Origin of the sequence: Streptomyces sp. BJ20 (assembly GCF_022869105.1) — a bacterium.
GTDB classification, from domain to species: domain Bacteria; phylum Actinomycetota; class Actinomycetes; order Streptomycetales; family Streptomycetaceae; genus Streptomyces; species Streptomyces griseoincarnatus.
The window spans coordinates 5,117,791-5,135,439 of the sequence record NZ_CP094918.1 but is presented as its reverse complement, the minus strand read 5'-3'; the positions used below and the strand labels follow the sequence as shown (position 1 = coordinate 5,135,439).

Annotated in this window: 15 protein-coding genes and 1 pseudogene; 12 read left to right on the top strand and 4 right to left on the bottom strand. The window is 70.7% G+C overall.

Features of this window, described 5'->3' with window-relative positions; all coding sequences use genetic code 11:
• Nucleotides 1–34: 34 nt before the first annotated feature.
• Nucleotides 35–736 (top strand): HAD family phosphatase, encoded by a 702-nt coding sequence (locus tag MTR79_RS23205; RefSeq protein WP_086704661.1) that lies wholly within the window; start codon nucleotides 35–37, stop codon nucleotides 734–736.
• Between the two features lie 449 nt (nucleotides 737–1,185).
• A complete protein-coding gene (locus MTR79_RS23200) occupies nucleotides 1,186–2,793 on the top strand; it encodes an ABC transporter substrate-binding protein (RefSeq protein WP_086704659.1) in 1,608 nt (535 codons plus the stop codon).
• 251 nt (nucleotides 2,794–3,044) lie between these two features.
• On the opposite strand, the gene MTR79_RS23195 is transcribed toward MTR79_RS23200, so the two are convergent.
• Both MTR79_RS23195 and MTR79_RS23190 read right to left on the bottom strand, forming a co-directional pair.
• A complete protein-coding gene (locus tag MTR79_RS23195; RefSeq protein WP_048460039.1) occupies nucleotides 3,045–3,716 on the bottom strand; it encodes a response regulator transcription factor in 672 nt (223 codons plus the stop codon).
• Nucleotides 3,717–3,730: 14 nt separating this feature from the next.
• Nucleotides 3,731–4,675 carry a RecB family exonuclease gene (locus tag MTR79_RS23190; protein ID WP_048460038.1) on the bottom strand — a complete coding sequence of 315 codons (945 nt, stop codon included), beginning with the start codon at nucleotides 4,673–4,675 and terminating at the stop codon, nucleotides 3,731–3,733.
• Between the two features lie 223 nt (nucleotides 4,676–4,898).
• Between MTR79_RS23190 and MTR79_RS23185 the strand changes: the two genes are divergently transcribed.
• From MTR79_RS23185 to MTR79_RS23175, 3 genes are all read left to right on the top strand, one after another.
• A complete protein-coding gene (locus MTR79_RS23185) occupies nucleotides 4,899–6,449 on the top strand; it encodes a site-2 protease family protein (protein WP_048460037.1) in 1,551 nt (516 codons plus the stop codon).
• 61 nt (nucleotides 6,450–6,510) lie between these two features.
• Nucleotides 6,511–7,413, top strand: coding sequence for a tRNA (adenine-N1)-methyltransferase (locus MTR79_RS23180; RefSeq protein ID WP_019522703.1), 903 nt, complete (start codon nucleotides 6,511–6,513; stop codon nucleotides 7,411–7,413).
• Nucleotides 7,414–7,632: 219 nt separating this feature from the next.
• Nucleotides 7,633–8,208 carry a hypothetical protein gene (locus MTR79_RS23175; RefSeq protein ID WP_189366837.1) on the top strand — a complete coding sequence of 192 codons (576 nt, stop codon included), beginning with the start codon at nucleotides 7,633–7,635 and terminating at the stop codon, nucleotides 8,206–8,208.
• An 80-nt stretch (nucleotides 8,209–8,288) separates the two neighbouring features.
• Here MTR79_RS23175 and MTR79_RS23170 read toward each other — a convergent pair whose 3' ends face one another.
• Entirely contained in the window at nucleotides 8,289–8,588 is a 300-nt protein-coding gene (locus MTR79_RS23170; protein WP_086699039.1) for a ferredoxin, read from the bottom strand.
• A 251-nt stretch (nucleotides 8,589–8,839) separates the two neighbouring features.
• Between MTR79_RS23170 and arc the strand changes: the two genes are divergently transcribed.
• The 6 genes and pseudogenes from arc (at nucleotide 8,840) to prcA (ending at nucleotide 14,751) form a co-directional block, all read left to right on the top strand.
• The gene (arc, locus tag MTR79_RS23165; protein ID WP_086699041.1) at nucleotides 8,840–10,606 is read left to right on the top strand and encodes a proteasome ATPase; all 1,767 of its coding nucleotides are present in this window, start codon (nucleotides 8,840–8,842) and stop codon (nucleotides 10,604–10,606) included.
• A 232-nt stretch (nucleotides 10,607–10,838) separates the two neighbouring features.
• On the top strand, nucleotides 10,839–12,350 hold the full coding sequence (gene dop / locus MTR79_RS23160; protein WP_343233869.1) for a depupylase/deamidase Dop: 1,512 nt from the start codon (nucleotides 10,839–10,841) through the stop codon (nucleotides 12,348–12,350).
• A 198-nt stretch (nucleotides 12,351–12,548) separates the two neighbouring features.
• Nucleotides 12,549–12,767 (top strand): ubiquitin-like protein Pup, encoded by a 219-nt coding sequence (locus MTR79_RS23155; protein ID WP_086699042.1) that lies wholly within the window; start codon nucleotides 12,549–12,551, stop codon nucleotides 12,765–12,767.
• A 147-nt stretch (nucleotides 12,768–12,914) separates the two neighbouring features.
• A pseudogene (locus MTR79_RS23150) lies at nucleotides 12,915–13,094 on the top strand (endonuclease domain-containing protein); the annotation flags it as partial.
• Nucleotides 13,046–13,891, top strand: a complete 846-nt coding sequence (gene prcB, locus MTR79_RS23145; RefSeq protein WP_244791900.1) for a proteasome subunit beta — start codon at nucleotides 13,046–13,048, stop codon at nucleotides 13,889–13,891. The pseudogene MTR79_RS23150 and the gene prcB, both read left to right, overlap by 49 nt.
• A gap of 65 nt (nucleotides 13,892–13,956) precedes the next feature.
• Entirely contained in the window at nucleotides 13,957–14,751 is a 795-nt protein-coding gene (gene prcA, locus MTR79_RS23140; RefSeq protein WP_189366836.1) for a proteasome subunit alpha, read from the top strand.
• A gap of 542 nt (nucleotides 14,752–15,293) precedes the next feature.
• Here the strand turns inward: prcA and MTR79_RS23135 are convergent.
• Nucleotides 15,294–16,295 carry a LacI family DNA-binding transcriptional regulator gene (locus MTR79_RS23135; RefSeq protein ID WP_244791899.1) on the bottom strand — a complete coding sequence of 334 codons (1,002 nt, stop codon included), beginning with the start codon at nucleotides 16,293–16,295 and terminating at the stop codon, nucleotides 15,294–15,296.
• 88 nt (nucleotides 16,296–16,383) lie between these two features.
• Here MTR79_RS23135 and MTR79_RS23130 point away from each other — a divergent pair, with 88 nt between their 5' ends.
• A complete protein-coding gene (locus MTR79_RS23130; RefSeq protein WP_244791898.1) occupies nucleotides 16,384–17,643 on the top strand; it encodes an MFS transporter in 1,260 nt (419 codons plus the stop codon).
• Nucleotides 17,644–17,649: the final 6 nt, after the last annotated feature.

The window sequence follows — 17,649 nt, the reverse complement described above, 5'->3', positions numbered from 1 at the left end:
AACCGGCCTGATCGTCCCTTTAGGAGGTATGTGGATGACCAGTACGGTCCCCGCGCTCGGAACACTTACGGCCGAAGGCTCGGCCCTCCAGGCCGTGCTCCTCGACATGGACGGCACCCTGGTGGACACCGAGGGCTTCTGGTGGGACGTCGAGACCGAGGTCTTCGCGTCCCTCGGGCACACCCTCGACGACGCCTGGCGCCACGTCGTGGTCGGCGGCCCCATGACCCGGAGCGCGGGCTTCCTGATCGAGGCGACCGGGGCCGACATCGGCCTCGACGAGCTCACGGTCCGGCTCAACGACGCCTTCGAGAGCCGCATCGACCACGCCCTGCCGCTGATGCCGGGCGCCGCGCGCCTGCTCGACGAACTGGCCGAGCACGAGATCCCGACGGCGCTCGTCTCCGCCTCCCACCGGCGCATCATCGACCGGGTGCTGCCCGTCCTGGGAGCCGAGTACTTCGCCCTGTCGGTCGCCGGTGACGAGGTGCCGCGCACCAAGCCGCACCCCGACCCCTACCTCGCGGCGGCCGCCGGACTCGGCGCCGACCCGGTGCGCTGCGCGGTCGTCGAGGACACGGTCACCGGCGTCACCGCCGCCGAGGCCGCCGGCTGCCAGGTCGTCGCGGTGCCCTCCGTGGGTCCGATCACCCCGGCCGCCCGGCGCACGGTCGTCCCGTCGCTGGCCGCCGTGGACCTGCCGTTCCTGCGCGGTCTGATGACGGACCTGCGCTGACCGCTCACGCGGTGTGCACCGCCGTCGGAACCGGCATGCGCGGCGCTCCGTCCAGGGGCCGTTCCGTCCGAGCCGTCCGCATGCGTTTCCGGCCGCCGGTGACCGAATACGCACTGCCACCGAGCCTGTTTTCACACGTGACTTTTGCCACATCCACACGGATCGACAACGATGTCCGGGTGTGCATCCCGCCCTATTGGGGAGATCACCGGCGCGCCCATGTGTCCTGATTGATGAGAAGCTGCACCAATCCTTCCCCGGTCATCCCTGTCGGTCCGTTCACACCTGGTTCCGCTGCGTGATGAGGCCCCAACTCCGGGGGCTGTGAACCCTCCTGCGGACGCGGACTAATGTCGTCGCGAGAACCACACCCCTCCTTGCTCGCCGCCGTGCCGACCCCTGCACGCGCGGACGGCGCGGAGACGACGACGTCCTGGAGAAACTCGAGCATGAACCGCAAGACTTTGGTGCTGGCGGCCGCGATGGGCCTGCTCGCGCCGGTGCTCGCCGCCTGTGGTGACACCGAGAGCGGCAGCGGTGACGGCGATGCGATCGTCGTGGGCACCACGGACCGGTTCACCGCCTCGGAGGAGGAGGGGCTCGCCCCCCTCGACCCCGCCTGGGCCTACGACGTCGGCACCTGGAACATCCTGCGGCAGACCGTCCAGACCCTCATGGTCCAGCCCCGCGGCGACGGCGAGCCCGTGCCCGAGGCGGCCGAGTCCTGCGGCTTCACCGACGCCGGCAACGAGCGCTACACCTGCACCCTGCGCGACGGCCTCCAGTTCTCCAACGGAGACCCCATCACCGCGCAGGACGTGAAGTACTCCATCGACCGCGCCATCTCCCTCGAAGGTGACAGCGGTGTCTTCGCCCTGCTGTCCACCATCGACACCATCGAGACGCAGGGCGACCGCGAGGTGATCTTCCACCTCAAGGCGGCCGACGCGACCTTCCCGTACAAGCTGTCCACCCCGGTCGCGGGCATCGTCAACAAGGACGACTACGCCCAGGGCAAGCTGCGCGAGGGCTTCGACATCGACGGCTCCGGCCCCTACACGATGGAGTCCGAGGTCGAGGACGGCGCCCTGGTCCGCGCCACCTTCACCAAGAACCCCTCGTACAAGGGCGCGCTGCAGGCCAACAACGACAAGGTCGAGCTGGTCGCCTACGACAGCGCCGACTCCATGGGCGATGCCCTGGAGGACGGCAAGATCGACGTCATGACCCGCAGCATGTCGCCGGAGCAGATCCAGCAGCTGGCCAACGCCACCGACGGCGACATCGAGCTGGTGGAGTCCCCCGGTCTGGAGATCCGCTACCTGGCCTTCAACACCAAGGCCGAGTCGGTGAAGGACAAGGCCGTCCGCCAGGCGATGGCCCAGGTGATCAACCGCGACGAGCTCGTCGGCAAGGTCTACGGCAGCCAGGCCGAGCCGCTGTTCTCGCTCGTGCCCGCCGGCGTCACCGGCCACTCCAACGCGTTCTTCAACAAGTACGGCGACCCGAACGTGGCCAAGGCGCGCGAGCTGCTCGAGGACGCCGGCGTCGACACCCCGGTGAAGCTCACGCTGCACTACACGACCGACCACTACGGTCCCGCCACCAAGGCCGAGTTCGAGCAGCTCAGCAAGCAGCTCAACGACAGCGGCCTGTTCCGGACGGACATCGAGGGCACCTCCTGGGACAAGTTCCGCCCGGCCGGCCAGAAGGGCAAGTACGACGTCTACGGCATGGGCTGGTTCCCGGACTACCCGGACGCCGACGCCTTCGTCGCGCCGTTCCTCGACGAGGACAACTTCCTCAACTCGCCTTACGTCAACAACGACGTCCGCAAGGATCTGATCCCCCAGTCGCGCCGCCAGGCCGACCGTCTGAACGCCTCGAAGACGTTCGAGGAGATCCAGGACATCGTCGCCGACGACGTCCCCGTGCTGCCGCTGTGGCAGGGCAAGCAGTACCTCGCCGCCCGCGACGACATCACCGGCACCGCCTACGCGCTCAACTCCTCCTCCACGCTCCAGCTGTGGGAGCTCGGACGCGGCGTCAGCGGCTGACGCACGTGTACGCCGCGGTCCGGTGGTCAGGTCCGGACCCAGGGAAACGACGAGGCATCGCACGTGAACCTGCGCACCCGGTGGCCGGTACTGCCCCTCGTGGCCGTGCCGGCCTCCGGCCCGCTGACCGGCTGCGGCTCCGAGGACGGGGGCGTGTGAGCAAGAGCAGCTGACCCGCCGCACACACGAATGTGGGGGCGCCCTCCCGCCGGGAGGGCGCCCCCACATTCGTGTGTGCGGGAACGTACGCGCTACTGCGCTCCGGGGCGCACCAGCCCGCTCTCGTACGCGTACACCGCGGCCTGCACACGGTCGCGCAGGCCCAGCTTGGTCAGCACATGGCCGACGTGCGTCTTCACTGTGGTCTCGCTGACGAACAGGTCGGCGGCGATCTCCGCGTTGGACAGCCCGCGCGCGACCAGCTTCAGCACCTCGACCTCGCGGTCGGTCAGCGTGTGCAGCGTGTCCGGCACCGGCTCCTCGCCGGACGGCAGATGCGTGGCGTACTTGTCGAGCAGGCGGCGGGTGATGCTGGGCGCGAGCATCGCCTCACCGGCGGCCACCACCCGGATCGCCTGCACCAGCTCGTCGGCCGGGGCGTCCTTCAGCAGGAAGCCGCTGGCCCCCGCCTTCAACGCCTCCACCACGTACTCGTCGAGATCGAACGTCGTCAGCACCAGCACCTTCGCCGGGCCGTTCCGCTCCGGGCCGGTGATCTGGCGGGTGGCCTCCACCCCGTCCATCCGCGGCATGCGGATGTCCATGAGCACCACGTCGGGCTGCAGCGCCCGCACCTGGTCCAGGGCCTGGAGTCCGTCACCGGCCTCGCCGACGACCGCGAGGTCCTGTTCGGCCTCCAGGATCATCCGGAATCCGGTGCGCAGCAGCGGCTGGTCGTCGACCAGTAGGACGCGGATGGCCACGTAAGTCTCCTTCGCTAGTCCGGCCCCATTCTGCCCTGCTCGACCCCGCCGGACTCAGGCGCCCTCAAGGGCAGCGGGTAGGGCGGGGGAGTGCCGCCGAACTCCGGGCAGTGCGCCTGGTGGTCGCACCAGCCGCACAGCTTCGTCGGCCGGGGCCGCCAGTCGCCCGTCTCGGTCGCCCGCCGGATCGCCTCCCACAGCGCGAGCAGCTTGCTCTCCACCCGCTCCAGATCCGCGAGCACCGGGTCGTACGTCAGCACGTCCCCGCTGCCCAGGTACACCAGCTGGAGGCGGCGCGGGACCACCTTCTTCAGGCGCCACACGACCAGGGCGTAGAACTTCATCTGGAACAGCGCGCCCTCCGCGTACTCCGGGCGGGGCGCCTTGCCCGTCTTGTAGTCGACGATCCGCACCTCGCCCGTGGGCGCCACGTCCACCCGGTCGATGATGCCGCGCAGCCGCAGCCCGGAGTCCAGCTCCGCCTCCACGAACAGCTCCCGCTCCGCGGGCTCCAGCCGGCTCGGGTCCTCCAGCGTGAACCACCGCTCGACCAGTGCCTCCGCCTCCGTCAGCCAGCGCGCCAGCCGCTCGCCCTCCGGGTCGTCCGCGAACAGCTCCGCGACCTCCGGTCTGCTCTCGCGCAGCCGGTCCCACTGGCCGGGGATCAGCGACTTCGCGCGCGGCACGGTGCGGTCGCCGGCCGGGGCGTCGAACAGCCGCTCCAGCACCGCGTGCACCAGCGTGCCCCGGGTCGCCGCCTCGCTCGGCTTCTCCGGCAGCCGGTCGATCACCCGGAACCGGTACAGCAGCGGGCACTGCATGAAGTCACTCGCACGGGACGGCGACAGCGAGGCGGGCGGCGCGGCCGGGGGACCGGCCACCACGACCGTGTCCGCTGCCTCGCCGGGCCCGGCCGGGCTGATGTCGGGCCGCGTCGCGCCCTCGGTGCTCGTCTCCATGACCACAGACCTTACGGCCCGCCGCCGACATCGCGGCGACCCTGTGGACGACCTCCGGGGTACGAGGGCGGGGAGTGCGCCACGGGGGAGCGTGGGGAGGAAGGGGAACGAGGGGGGTGGAGAGAGGGGTGCGGGGCGGAAGAGGCGGCGGACGGCGCATACCATCGACCCAGGACCCTCCCGTCCGGCAGGCGCGGGAGACGCAGCGAACGAGGGGACACCGGTGGACGTAAGCGGCGGGCGCGGACAGCCGCGGCCCGGCAACGACGAGTCGGCCGAGCACACCGGGCCCGAGGCCCAGCCCCCCGGCGGCACCGGCGACGCCCCTGCGACTCCCTCCACCCCGACGCCCGCCGACGCGACGGACGCCCGGCCCGAGGGCCCCACGCCCGACCCCGGCGCCCCGGCGCCCGAGGGCGGGACGCCGCAGGACACCGGCGCCGAACCGGACCACGAGGCCCCCGCGCCCGGCCACGACCGGCACCGCACCCCCGCGCACACGGAACCTCCGGCACACCGCCCCTCCCACGCCCCCGCCGAGCGGCCCGAGCACCCCGACCACCCGTTCGCCCACTCCGGCAGCGGCGGCGGCAAGGGACAGCCCCCGCAGCGCCCCGAGGAGCGCAAGCGCGGCGGACTGCTGATGGGCCGCCCGTTCGGCGTGCCCGTGTACGTCGCGCCCAGCTGGTTCCTCGTCGCCATCCTCATCACCTGGGTGTTCGGCGGCCAGATCGACCGCGTCCTGCCCGAGCTGGGCGCGGCCAGCTACCTGGTCTCCCTGTTCTTCGCGGTGGCCTTCTACGCCTCCGTGCTGGTGCACGAGCTGGCGCACACCCTTGCCGCCCTCCGCTTCAAGCTCCCGGTGCGCCGCATCCAGCTCCAGTTCTTCGGCGGCGTCTCCGAGATCGAGAAGGAGGCCGAGACACCCGGCAGAGAATTCGTGCTGGCGTTTGTCGGCCCGCTGCTCTCCCTGGTGCTCGCCGGGCTGTTCTACCTCGGCCTGCTCGCCGTCGACCCGAGCAGCGTGCCCGGCGTGCTGCTGGCCGGCTTGATGGTGTCCAACCTCATCGTGGCCGTCTTCAACCTGCTGCCCGGCCTGCCGCTGGACGGCGGCCGGATGCTCCGCGCGGTCGTCTGGGCCATCACCGGCAAGCCCATGACCGGCACCGTCGCCGCGGCCTGGGTGGGCCGCGCCCTCGCCGTCTGCGTGCTGATCGGGCTGCCGCTGCTCACCCAGTCCGGGGCGCTCGGCTCCGACGCCGTGGACAACGTCGGCATGGACACCGTCCTGGACGCCCTGCTCGCCGCCATTCTCGCCGCGATCATCTGGACCGGCGCCGGGAACAGCCTGCGGATGGCCCGACTGCGCGAGCACCTGCCCGAGCTGCGCGCCCGCACCCTCACGCGCCGCGCGGTCCCCGTGGAGAGCGACACCCCGCTCTCCGAGGCGCTGCGCCGGGCCAACGCGGCCGGCGCCCGCGCGCTGGTCGTCGTCGACGCCGAGGGCATGCCGTTCTCCCTGGTCCGCGAGGCCGCGATCGTCGGCGTGCCCGAGCACCGGCGCCCCTGGGTGGCGGTCGGCACCCTCGCCCAGGACATCACCGAGGGCATGCGCGTCTCCGCGGAACTGGCCGGGGAGGAGCTGCTGGACGCACTGCGCTCGACGCCCGCCACCGAGTACCTGGTGGTCGAGGAGACCGGAGAGATCTACGGCGTGCTGTCCGCCGCCGACGTGGAGCGCGCCTTCGTCAAGGCCATGGCGCGCCCCTCCTGACCCGCCGCCCCCGCCGCCGTCCGTGGTCGGCGGGCCCTCCGGGGACCGGTACGCTGGTCACATGTCCGAACCGACCGGTGCCGCCCGCAGGCGCGGGCCCTTCAAGGTCGGGGACCAGGTACAGCTGACCGACCCCAAGGGCCGCCACTACACGTTCACGCTCGAGGCCGGGAAGAACTTCCACACCCACAAGGGTTCCTTCCCCCACGACGAACTGATCGGCGCTCCCGAGGGCAGCGTTGTCCGCACCACCGGGAACGTCGCCTATCTCGCGCTGCGCCCCCTGCTCCCCGACTACGTCCTGTCCATGCCCCGAGGGGCAGCCGTCGTCTACCCGAAGGACGCGGGGCAGATCCTCGCCTTCGCCGACATCTTCCCCGGCGCGCGCGTCGTCGAGGCCGGCGTGGGCTCCGGCTCGCTCAGCAGCTTCCTGCTGCGCGCCATCGGCGACCAGGGCATGCTGCACTCCTACGAGCGCCGCGAGGACTTCGCCGACATCGCCCGCCAGAACGTGGAGCGCTACTTCGGCGGCCCGCACCCCGCCTGGCAGCTCACCGTGGGCGACCTCCAGGACAACCTGTCCGACACGGACGTCGACCGCGTCATCCTCGACATGCTCGCCCCCTGGGAGTGCCTGGAGGCCGTCTCCAAGGCGCTCGTCCCCGGCGGCATCCTCTGCTGCTACGTGGCCACCACCACCCAGCTCGCCCGGACCGTCGAGTCCATCCGGGAGATCGGCTGCTTCAACGAGCCGACCGCCTGGGAGACGATGATCCGCAACTGGCACATCGAGGGCCTGGCCGTCCGCCCCGACCACCGGATGATCGGCCACACCGGGTTCCTGCTCACCGCCCGCAGGCTCGCCGACGGCGTCGAGCCGCCCATGCGCCGGCGCCGCCCGGCCAAGGGCGCCTACGGCGAGGACTACTCCGGCCCCAACGCCGACGGAGGCACCGGCCGCTGACGCGGTTCGCATCCCTGCAACGCTCCGGCGCCGTGGCCCAGTTCCCCCTTCCCGACGGGAACTGGGCCACGGCGCCGACGCGTTGCCGTCCTGACCCGAACCGGACCCCCACGGCACCTCCGCGTGACGACTGCGGACCCCGCCGTTCCCTCCGTCCTGTGACGTGTGGCACGATGCTGGCCACCCCCACCGGCACAGCCCTCACAGGAGACACTCCTCGTGCAGCCTTCCGCCGTTCCGGAGCTCGCCCACACGCACGCCCGGCCCATCCACTGGGTCGCGACCGCCACGGCCGTCGCCGGTGTCGTGGCGCTCTCCTCCGTCCTGCAGCCCGACCACGCGACCGCCGCCGCGCCGGGCGCCCCGCACACGAAGAACGCACCGGCGCAGGCGCTGCCGCCGGACCCGGCCGACGTGGAGTTCCCGCTCGACTGCGGTCCCGTGAAGCTGGTGGTGAAGAAGCACGCGTCCGGCGACCTCGACGGCGACGGCCGCCCCGAGACGGTCGCCGCGGTCCACTGCGACGCCCCGATGGGCACCCCGCCCGACGGCGTCTACGTGCTCACGCGGACCGCCGGAGCGGAGCCGCGCGTGGTGGCCACGCTCGTCGACCCCGAGGACCGCACCAACGTCGAGGACTTCTCCGTACGCGGCGGGGACGTCGTCGCCACGCTGCTCGGCTACTCGTCCTCCGACGTGCCCCGTTGCTGCCCCGACGTGCGCGAGACGGTGAAGTGGCACTGGGAGAACGGCGCGTTCGTCCGGTCCACGCCGTCCGACGCGCGGAGCGTGTGACCCACACGCGGGCGCGCGGCGACCACGCGCGCCTGGGCGTGAGAGGAGTCAGACAGGCGTGACCCGCCGTGCGACGGCGGTCACCCCGCGTCGGGCCCGTACACCTCGACGCTGTCCGAAACGCGCCGGACGTGGATGCACTCGCCGGGGCACTCCTTCGCGGAGTCGACGACGTCCGTGAGGAGAGGCAGCGGGACGGGCGTTGCCGCGCCCTTGTCCTGGAGCAGCTCGTCCTGCGCGTTCTTCACGTACGCCAGGCCGTCGATGTCCAGCTCGAACACCTCGGGCGCGTACTGGGCGCAGATGCCGTCGCCGGTACACAGATCCTGGTCGATCCAGACCTCCAGGGCCTCGGCGCCGGTTGGGGCCTCCTGCTGCACGATCGTCTCTCCTGCCGTTGGGTTCGCCGAGCCGAGCGGGAATCCGGCCAGCTCTGACGGGTGTTGAACACGTCGACCCTAACGCCGACTGGGTTCCGATCATTCTCGTTGGGTATTCCCCTGGCGTGAGGGAGAGCGCAAGGGTGAAGATCGGACACACCCCGACCGTCTTTGTGATCTAGGGGTTTCAATCGACACCCGCCCAGGTAGGGTCTGGAAGCGTCCAGCTCCCCTTGGAGGAGGTGAGGACCGTGGCAGCCCACGACGACGACATGAACCGCGGCATCCGCCCGGGACGCGGGTCCGACGACCCGGCCGGGCAGATCGCCTACCTTGAGCAGGAGATCGCCGTCCTGCGACGCAAGCTCGCCGACTCTCCGCGGCACACGAGAATTCTCGAAGAGCGGATCGTCGAGCTGCAGACCAACCTGGCCGGCGTGTCCGCCCAGAACGAACGGCTGGCGAGCACCCTCCGTGAGGCCCGCGACCAGATCGTGGCCCTCAAGGAGGAGGTCGACCGGCTCGCGCAGCCCCCGGCCGGCTTCGGCGTGTTCCTCGTGGCGAACGAGGACGGCACGGCCGACATCTTCACCGGCGGCCGCAAGCTGCGGGTGAACGTGAGCCCGAACGTCGAGCTGGAGGAGCTCCGGCGCGGCCAGGAAGTGATGCTCAACGAAGCGCTCAACGTGGTCGAGGCCATGGAGTTCGAGCGCGTGGGCGAGATCGTCACCCTCAAGGAGATCCTCGAGGACGGCGAGCGGGCCCTTGTCCTGGGTCACACCGACGAGGAACGGGTGGTGCGGCTCGCCGAGCCGCTGCTGGACGTCACCATCCGCGCCGGTGACGCCCTGCTCCTGGAGCCCCGCTCCGGATACGTCTACGAGGTCGTACCCAAGAGCGAGGTCGAGGAGCTCGTCCTCGAGGAAGTCCCCGACATCGGCTACGAGCAGATCGGCGGCCTCGGCAACCAGATCGAGGCCATCCGCGACGCGGTCGAGCTGCCGTACCTCTACCCGGACCTGTTCAAGGAGCACGAGCTGCGGCCGCCGAAGGGCGTGCTGCTCTACGGGCCCCCCGGCTGCGGAAAGACGCTCATCGCCAAGGCCGTGGCGAACTCGCTGGCCAAGAAGGTCGCCGAGGTCACCGGTGTCGCCGCCGGCAAGAGCTTCTTCCTCAACATCAAGGGCCCCGAGCTGCTGAACAAGTACGTCGGTGAGACCGAGCGGCAGATCCGCCTGGTCTTCCAGCGGGCCCGGGAGAAGGCCAGCGAGGGCACGCCCGTCATCGTCTTCTTCGACGAGATGGAGTCCCTCTTCCGCACCCGCGGCTCCGGCGTCAGCTCGGACGTGGAGAACACCATCGTCCCGCAGCTGCTCGCCGAGATCGACGGCGTGGAGGGCCTGCAGAACGTGGTCGTGATCGGCGCCTCCAACCGTGAGGACATGATCGACCCGGCCATCCTGCGCCCCGGCCGGCTGGACGTGAAGATCAAGATCGAGCGTCCGGACGCCGAGGCGGCCAAGGACATCTTCGGCAAGTACCTCACCGAGCGCCTCCCGCTGCACGCCGACGACCTCGCCGAGCACGGCAGCGACAAGGCCATGACGGTCCAGAGCATGATCCAGACCGCCGTGGAACAGATGTACGCGGAATCGGAGGAGAACCGCTTCCTGGAAGTCACCTACGCCAACGGCGACAAGGAAGTCCTGTACTTCAAGGACTTCAATTCCGGCGCCATGATCGAGAACATCGTGGGCCGCGCCAAGAAGATGGCGATCAAGGACTTCCTGGAGAAGAACCAGAAGGGTCTCCGCGTCTCCCACCTCCTCCAGGCCTGCGTGGACGAGTTCAAGGAGAACGAGGACCTGCCCAACACCACCAACCCGGACGACTGGGCCCGGATCTCCGGAAAGAAGGGCGAGCGGATTGTTTACATCCGCACCCTCATCACCGGAAAGCAGGGCGCGGACACCGGACGCTCCATCGACACGGTGGCGAACACCGGTCAGTACCTGTAAAAGCGAGGGCGGCTGCGGGTGCCCACCACGGGTACCCGCAGCCGACTGCTTTTCGGTGCCACGGCTGGAGCACAGCAATGACGCAAATGATCTCCCCACCAGCACAGAGGCGTTCTAGGCTCTTCGGTACCGCCGAGTCGCGCAGTGCGGGGACGGGCACCGCACACGCACCGGAGCGCCAGCGGTACTGCGGCGCCCCCGACCGGGGACGCCGCCGGGCAAGGAGGGCCGCATGACCGTACGGCGAGTAATGGGCATCGAGACGGAGTACGGAATCTCCGTCCCCGGTCACCCCAACGCCAATGCCATGCTCACCTCGTCCCAGATCGTGAACGCCTACGCGGCGGCGATGCACCGGGCCCGCCGGGCCCGCTGGGACTTCGAGGAGGAGAATCCGCTGCGGGACGCGCGAGGGTTCGACCTCGCCCGCGAGGCCGCCGACACCAGCCAGCTCACCGACGAGGACATCGGCCTGGCCAACGTCATCCTGACCAACGGCGCGCGGCTCTACGTCGACCACGCCCATCCGGAGTACAGCGCCCCCGAGGTCACCAACCCGCGGGACGCCGTGCTGTGGGACAAGGCCGGTGAGCGGATCATGGCGGAGGCGGCGGAGCGGGCCGCGCAGCTGCCGGGCGCCCAGCCGATCCACCTGTACAAGAACAACACCGACAACAAGGGCGCGTCCTACGGCACGCACGAGAACTACCTGATGAAGCGGGAGACCCCCTTCTCGGACATCGTGCGCCATCTGACGCCGTTCTTCGTCTCCCGGCAGGTCTTCACCGGCGCCGGCCGGGTCGGCATCGGCCAGGACGGTCACGAGCACGGCTTCCAGATCAGCCAGCGTGCGGACTACTTCGAGGTCGAGGTGGGCCTCGAGACCACGCTGAAGCGCCCCATCATCAACACGCGCGACGAGCCGCACGCGGACGCCGAGAAGTACAGGCGGCTGCACGTGATCATCGGCGACGCGAACCTGTCCGAGATCTCGACCTATCTCAAGCTCGGCACGACGGCGCTGGTGCTGTCCATGATCGAGGACGGGTTCATCGCGGTGGACCTGGCCGTCGACCAGCCGGTGCGGACCCTGCACCAGGTGTCGCACGACCCCTCCCTGAAGCACCTCGTCACGCTCCGCAGCGGCCGGACCCTGACCGCCGTGCAGCTCCAGATGGAGTACTACGAGCTCGGCCGCAAGTACGTCGAGGAGCGCTTCGGGGCCGACGCCGACGAGCAGACCAAGGACGTGCTCGCCCGCTGGGAGGACACGCTCACGCGGCTGGAGAACGACCCGATGAGCCTCGCCGGCGAGCTGGACTGGGTCGCCAAGCGGGAGCTGATGGAGGGCTACCGGCGCCGTGACGGCCTCGACTGGGACGCGGCCCGGCTGCACCTGGTCGACCTGCAGTACGCCGACGTACGCCCCGAGAAGGGCCTGTACAACCGTCTGGTGGCCCGCGGACGGATGAAGCGGCTGCTCGACGAGGCCGAGGTCGAGCGCGCCCGTACGCAGCCTCCGGAGGACACCCGCGCCTACTTCCGCGGGCGGTGCCTGGAGCAGTACGCGGACGACGTCGCAGCGGCTTCCTGGGACTCGGTGATCTTCGATCTGCCGGGCCGGGACTCGCTCCAGCGGGTCCCAACCCTCGAACCGCTTCGCGGGACGCGTAATCACGTCAAGGCGCTCCTGGACCGCTGCCGGACGGCGGAAGACCTGGTCAGGGTGCTTTCCGGCGGCTGAGCGGGTGAGCCGCGCCCGTACCGGGTACCTGCGAGTACCCGGTACGACCGGCCGGACAGGGTGGAAATCCGCCCGTCCGGGAATCATCGAGGTGGTCCCCGTACGTTGGAGCAACTGCGGGGGCATTGTCGGACCCGGCTTGTAGGGTCTGATCTTGACCGAGCAACTGTGTCGGGCGAACCGAGCGGGGTGAGGGTGATGGCGACCAAGGACACCGGCGGCGGACAGCAGAAGGCCACGCGGTCCACCGAGGAGGTCGAGGAGCAGGCGGCAGAGGCGCAGGCTTCGGAAGACCTCAAGGAGCGTCACGAGAAGCTCAACGACGACGTGGACGACGTCCTGGACGAGATCGACGACGTGCTCGAGGCCAATGCCGAGGACTTCGTGCGGTCCTTCGTGCAGAAGGGCGGCGAGTAGCCTCACCGGCTTCGCCGGTTCGGCAGTCACTGCGGTAAGCGGTAAGGAGGGGGCGCTGTCCGTGGCCGGTCCTGTGGCCGGCCACGGATTGCGTTCGCTCGGCTCCGGGTGGTGGCGCCGACGGCTCTTCCAGAAGCTGTTGTCGGAAATGTGGATCATTGCTGTGGGGCGGGTAGGGTCCGTGGCGTAATGTGCTTCAACTGCAATTCGGCCATCGGCAAGTTGGGAGATGATCCCGACGCTGTTCGTCGGGCAGCTGCCTACCTGGAAGGAACTTCGTGGAAGCCAACACTCCTGGCACCGGGCGTCTGCCGGCTGCCTTCCTGACGCCGGGCTCCTCCTCCTTCATGGACTTCCTCTCCGAGCACCAGCCGGAGCTGCTGCCGGGCAGGAGGACGTTGCCGCCCGTGCAGGGCGTGATCGAGGCCCCGCACGGCACGACCATCGTGTCCGTCACCTTCCCTGGCGGTGTGGTCCTCGCCGGTGACCGGCGGGCCACCATGGGGAACGTGATCGCGCAGCGGGACATCGAAAAGGTGTTCCCGGCCGACGAGTACTCGGCGGTCGGCATCGCCGGCACGGCGGGCCTCGCCGTGGAGATGGTCAAGCTCTTCCAGCTCGAGCTCGAGCACTTCGAGAAGGTCGAGGGCGCGCAGCTGTCGCTGGAGGGCAAGGCCAACCGGCTGTCGACGATGATCCGCTCGAACCTGGGCATGGCCATGCAGGGCCTGGCCGTGGTGCCCCTGTTCGCCGGGTACGACGTGGACCGGGAGAAGGGCCGGATCTTCTCCTACGACGTCACCGGCGGGCGGTCCGAGGAGCACGGGTTCGCCGCGACCGGATCCGGGTCGATCTTCGCGCGCGGTGCGATGAAGAAGCTGTTCCGTGAGGACCTGAGCGAGGCCGAGGCCACCACGCTGGTGGTGCAGGCGCTGTACGACGCGGCAGACGACGACTCGGCGACCGGTGGTCCCGATGTCGCGCGCCGGATCTATCCGATCGTCACCGTGAACACCGAGGACGGCTACCGCCGGCTCTCCGAGGACGAGTCGTCCGACATCGCCCGGTCCGTGCTGGAGCGCAGGCTGGAGCAGCCGGACGGCCCGAGGGCCTCGTTGCTGTAGATCTGGGGCTCAGGGTGGTCCTTCAGGGTGGTCCAGTGACTTCGACAGAAAGGGACGGGTAACCGGTGTCGACGCCGTTCTATGTCTCACCTCAGCAGGCGATGGCGGACCGGGCGGAGTACGCCCGCAAGGGCATCGCCCGAGGCCGCAGCCTGGTCGTGCTGCAGTACGCCGACGGGATCGTGTTCGTCGGTGAGAACCCGTCCCGTGCGCTGCACAAGTTCAGCGAGATCTACGACCGGATCGGGTTCGCCGCGGCCGGCAAGTACAACGAGTACGAGAATCTGCGGATCGGTGGCGTGCGCTACGCCGACCTGCGGGGTTACACCTATGACCGCGGTGACGTCACCGCGCGCGGTCTGGCGAACGTGTACGCGCAGACGCTCGGCACGATCTTCTCCAGCGTGGGGGAGAAGCCGTACGAGGTGGAGCTGGTGGTGGCCGAGGTCGGGGAGACCCCGGAGCAGGACCAGATCTACCGGCTGCCGCACGACGGGTCGATTGTGGACGAGCACGGCTCGGTGGCGGTGGGGGGCAACGCGGAGCAGATCAGCGGGTACCTCGACCAGCGGCACCGGGACGGGATGACGCTGGCGGAGGCGCTGAAGCTGGCGGTCCAGGCGTTGTCGCGGGACACGAACGGCAGCGAGCGGGAGATTCCCGCGGAGCGGCTGGAAGTGGCGGTGCTGGACCGGACGCGGCCGCAGAAGCGGAAGTTCAAGCGGATCGAGGGGCGGCAGCTGGTTCGCCTCCTGGAGGCGGCGGGCGGCTCGGGCGGCTCGGGCGGCTCGGATGGCCCGGACAGCTCGGATGGCCCGGACGGCCCGGATAAGACGCGGTCCGGCGGGGACGTGGAGTAACCGCCGGTGGGGGCTGAGGGCTGATGCCTGCGGCGCAGGGTTCTGTGCGGTGGGGGTTGATGTAGCGCCCAGGTGGGGTGGTGGTGCGGGGCCGCGGTGGGGGTGGTCGTCCTCGGTCTGGCGCGAGAGTGCGTGCTGGAGAGGTTCGGGGCGTGGACGCGCCAGCCGCTGCGGGCGCCCACCCCCACCCCGTCCCCTCCCCGCCGTCGGCGGCTGCACCGACACCGGTGGCGGATGCCGCCATTCGCCGCCCCCGGGCGCGCGGTGGCGTTCGCGAGTGTCGCCAACTGCGGGCAGTCGTGCCTCCGCCAGTGCCTCAAGGGCCTGGGAGGTGCCCCCAGGGCGATGGGGGTACCTCCCGCTCGAGCGCAGTCGAGAGTGGGGGAGGGTGGGCGCGGCGGCGCCTTGTCGGCGCCAGGTGCGCGAACACTCCCGGATCGCACCCACGCCGGTGCTCGCTCCCCGCGCACTGCGGGCGGTCGTTCCGCTGGGTGGGCGCCGGGTGCGCCGACACCCGACCGGCCCGCACCCACGCCCCCTGCTCACGGGACCCGGGTCGTCGAACCCCGGACCTCCAGGTGGACCGGGATGTCCGTCCCGGAGGGCTGTTCGCCGTTCAGGACGGCGAGCAGCGCCTGCATGCCACGCTCGCCGAAGAGTTCCGCGTCCAGGCGGACAGTGGTCAGTTCCGGGTCGATCGCCGTGGCGAGCGCCAGATCGTCCATTCCGGTGACGGAGAGATCCGCGGGAACGCGCAGTCCCAGACGGCGTGCGGCCTTGTAGACGCCGGCCGCCAGCTGGTCGTCGTCGCAGACGACCGCCGTCACCCGGTCCCCCGAGGTCAGCGCGTCCTCCGCGGCGGCCTCCGCCCCCTTGATGGAGATCGGCGAGCGCGCCGTGCGCAGGGACGAGCCCGGCACGCGGCGGAGCCGCGCCTCCAGCTCCCGTGCCCGGACCTCGAAGGTCCAGGACGGTACGTCCGCGCCGAGATGCAGGAAGTGGCGGTGGCCCAGCCCGAGAAGGTGCTCCGCCACTTGCCGGACCCCGTCCGCGATGTCCAGGTTCACCGTGGTCCCGGGGGCGGTGGGGTCGCTGTCCAGCATGACGAGGGGAAGCTGGTCGCCCCGGATGGCGGTGAGCGCCTCCGCCGCCATCGAGGACGCGATGACGCCGTCCAGCGCGGCCTGGGCGGACGCGAACGGGTCGCGGGCCGGGCCGATGCCCTCGGGGGAGGGGTAGAGCACCACGCCGAAGCCGTGGCGGGAGGCGACACGGGCCGCGCCCGTGTAGACGCCCGCGAAGAACTCCGTGGTCAGGGCCGGCACGACCAGCAGAACCGTACGCGTGCGGCCCAGCCGCAAGTTGCGGGCCGCGAGGTTGGGGCGGTAGCCCAGCGTGCGCGCGGCCTCGCGGACGCGTTCCGCCGTGGTCTCCGAGACCCGGCCCCGCCACTTGTCGCCCAGCACCAGGGACACCGCGGCCTGGGAGACGCCTGCTTCCCGGGCGACGTCCCGGCTCGTCGGGCGGGTCCTGGCTCTGGGCACCGGCGCTCCTTCATCTGGACTGCTGAACAGCGGTCATGGTACGTATGGGGAGGTTAGTTATACGTAACACTTCAGTGAGAGGGCCGGTATGGCGACGGGTTACCTGGACATCCTCCGGGCGCGGCACGCCACCCGGCTGCTGGTGGGCACGCTGGTGGGACGGCTGCCCAACGCGACCGCGCCGATCGCGATCGTGCTGTTCGTGCGGGCGGAGGGCGGGTCGTACAGCCTCGCCGGTGTGCTCGCCGCGGTGTACGGCGTGTCCAACGCCGTGGGGCAGCCGGTGCTGGGGCGGCTCGTCGATCTGAAGGGGCAGCCCCGTGTGCAGCTGCCTGCCGCGCTGCTGTCGGCGCTGGCGATGGCCGTGTTCGCCTTCACGGGGACGGGGTCGCTGGTCGTCGCGTATGCCGCCGTCGCCCTGGCGGGGCTGTTCACTCCGCCGTTGGAGGGCGGGCTGCGGGCGTTGTGGTCCTCGGTGCTCCCGAAGGAGGAGCACGTGCACCGGGCGTACGCCCTCGACGCCGTGGCCCAGGAGGTGATGTTCGCCGTCGGGCCGCTGCTCGTGACGGTGTGCGTCTCCCTGTGGTCGGCCCAGGCGGCGCTGCTCGTGCTGAACGTCGTCGGGGTGCTGGGCGCCCTGTCCGTCGTCGTCTCGGCGCCCTCGCGGGCCTGGCGGTCCGCGCCGCGTGAGGCGCACTGGCTGGGGGCGCTGCGCTCACCCGGGCTCATCGCGCTGCTCGGGGCCTTCCTGGCCGTCGGCATGGCGCTGGGGTCCATCACAGTGGCCGCGGTGACGTACTCCGACGACCACGGCGGCGACGTCGTGTACGGCTGGATGATGGCCGGGATCGGGCTGGGCGCGCTGGTCGGCGGCATCGCGTACGGGGCGCGGCAGTGGGCCGGGGAACCCGCGCGGCGGCTCCAGGCGATCGTGGCGCTGCTCGCGGTGTTCTACCTGCCGCTGACGCTGATGCCGGGCCCGGTGGCGATGACGCTGCTCATGGTGCTCGCGGGGGTGTTCCTGGCCCCGGCGATCGCGTGCGCGTTCGTGCTGGTGGACCGGCACGCGCCGCGCGGGACGGTCACCGAGGCGTTCTCCTGGCTGGTGACCACCTTCACGGTCGGCGCGTCGCTCGGCACCGGTGTGACCGGGCCCGTTGTCGAGGCCGGCGGGGCGCTCTGGGGATTCGCCGTACCAGGTGCGGCGGGCGGCGTGTCGCTACTGGTTTTGACCGCCACCGGAAGGGTATTGGCGGTTCCGGGCAGGACGGCGGTTGTCGCGGCCGGTTCGGAAAATGATCCGAACCGTGCCGTCGAACCCCGTTTCAGCTCGAAGGATCGGGCGTAATGTTCC

Bases quoted from the DNA above. Each gene is read 5' to 3' on its own strand.
- dop (WP_343233869.1), top strand. From the start codon at position 10,839: ATGACCGTACGGCGAGTAATGGGCATCGAGACGGAGTACGGAATCTCC.
- MTR79_RS23205 (WP_086704661.1), top strand. From the start codon at position 35: ATGACCAGTACGGTCCCCGCGCTCGGAACACTTACGGCCGAAGGCTCG.
- MTR79_RS23130 (WP_244791898.1), top strand. From the start codon at position 16,384: ATGGCGACGGGTTACCTGGACATCCTCCGGGCGCGGCACGCCACCCGG.
- MTR79_RS23190 (WP_048460038.1), bottom strand. From the start codon at position 4,675: ATGGAGACGAGCACCGAGGGCGCGACGCGGCCCGACATCAGCCCGGCC.
- MTR79_RS23180 (WP_019522703.1), top strand. From the start codon at position 6,511: ATGTCCGAACCGACCGGTGCCGCCCGCAGGCGCGGGCCCTTCAAGGTC.
- MTR79_RS23200 (WP_086704659.1), top strand. From the start codon at position 1,186: ATGAACCGCAAGACTTTGGTGCTGGCGGCCGCGATGGGCCTGCTCGCG.
- MTR79_RS23155 (WP_086699042.1), top strand. From the start codon at position 12,549: ATGGCGACCAAGGACACCGGCGGCGGACAGCAGAAGGCCACGCGGTCC.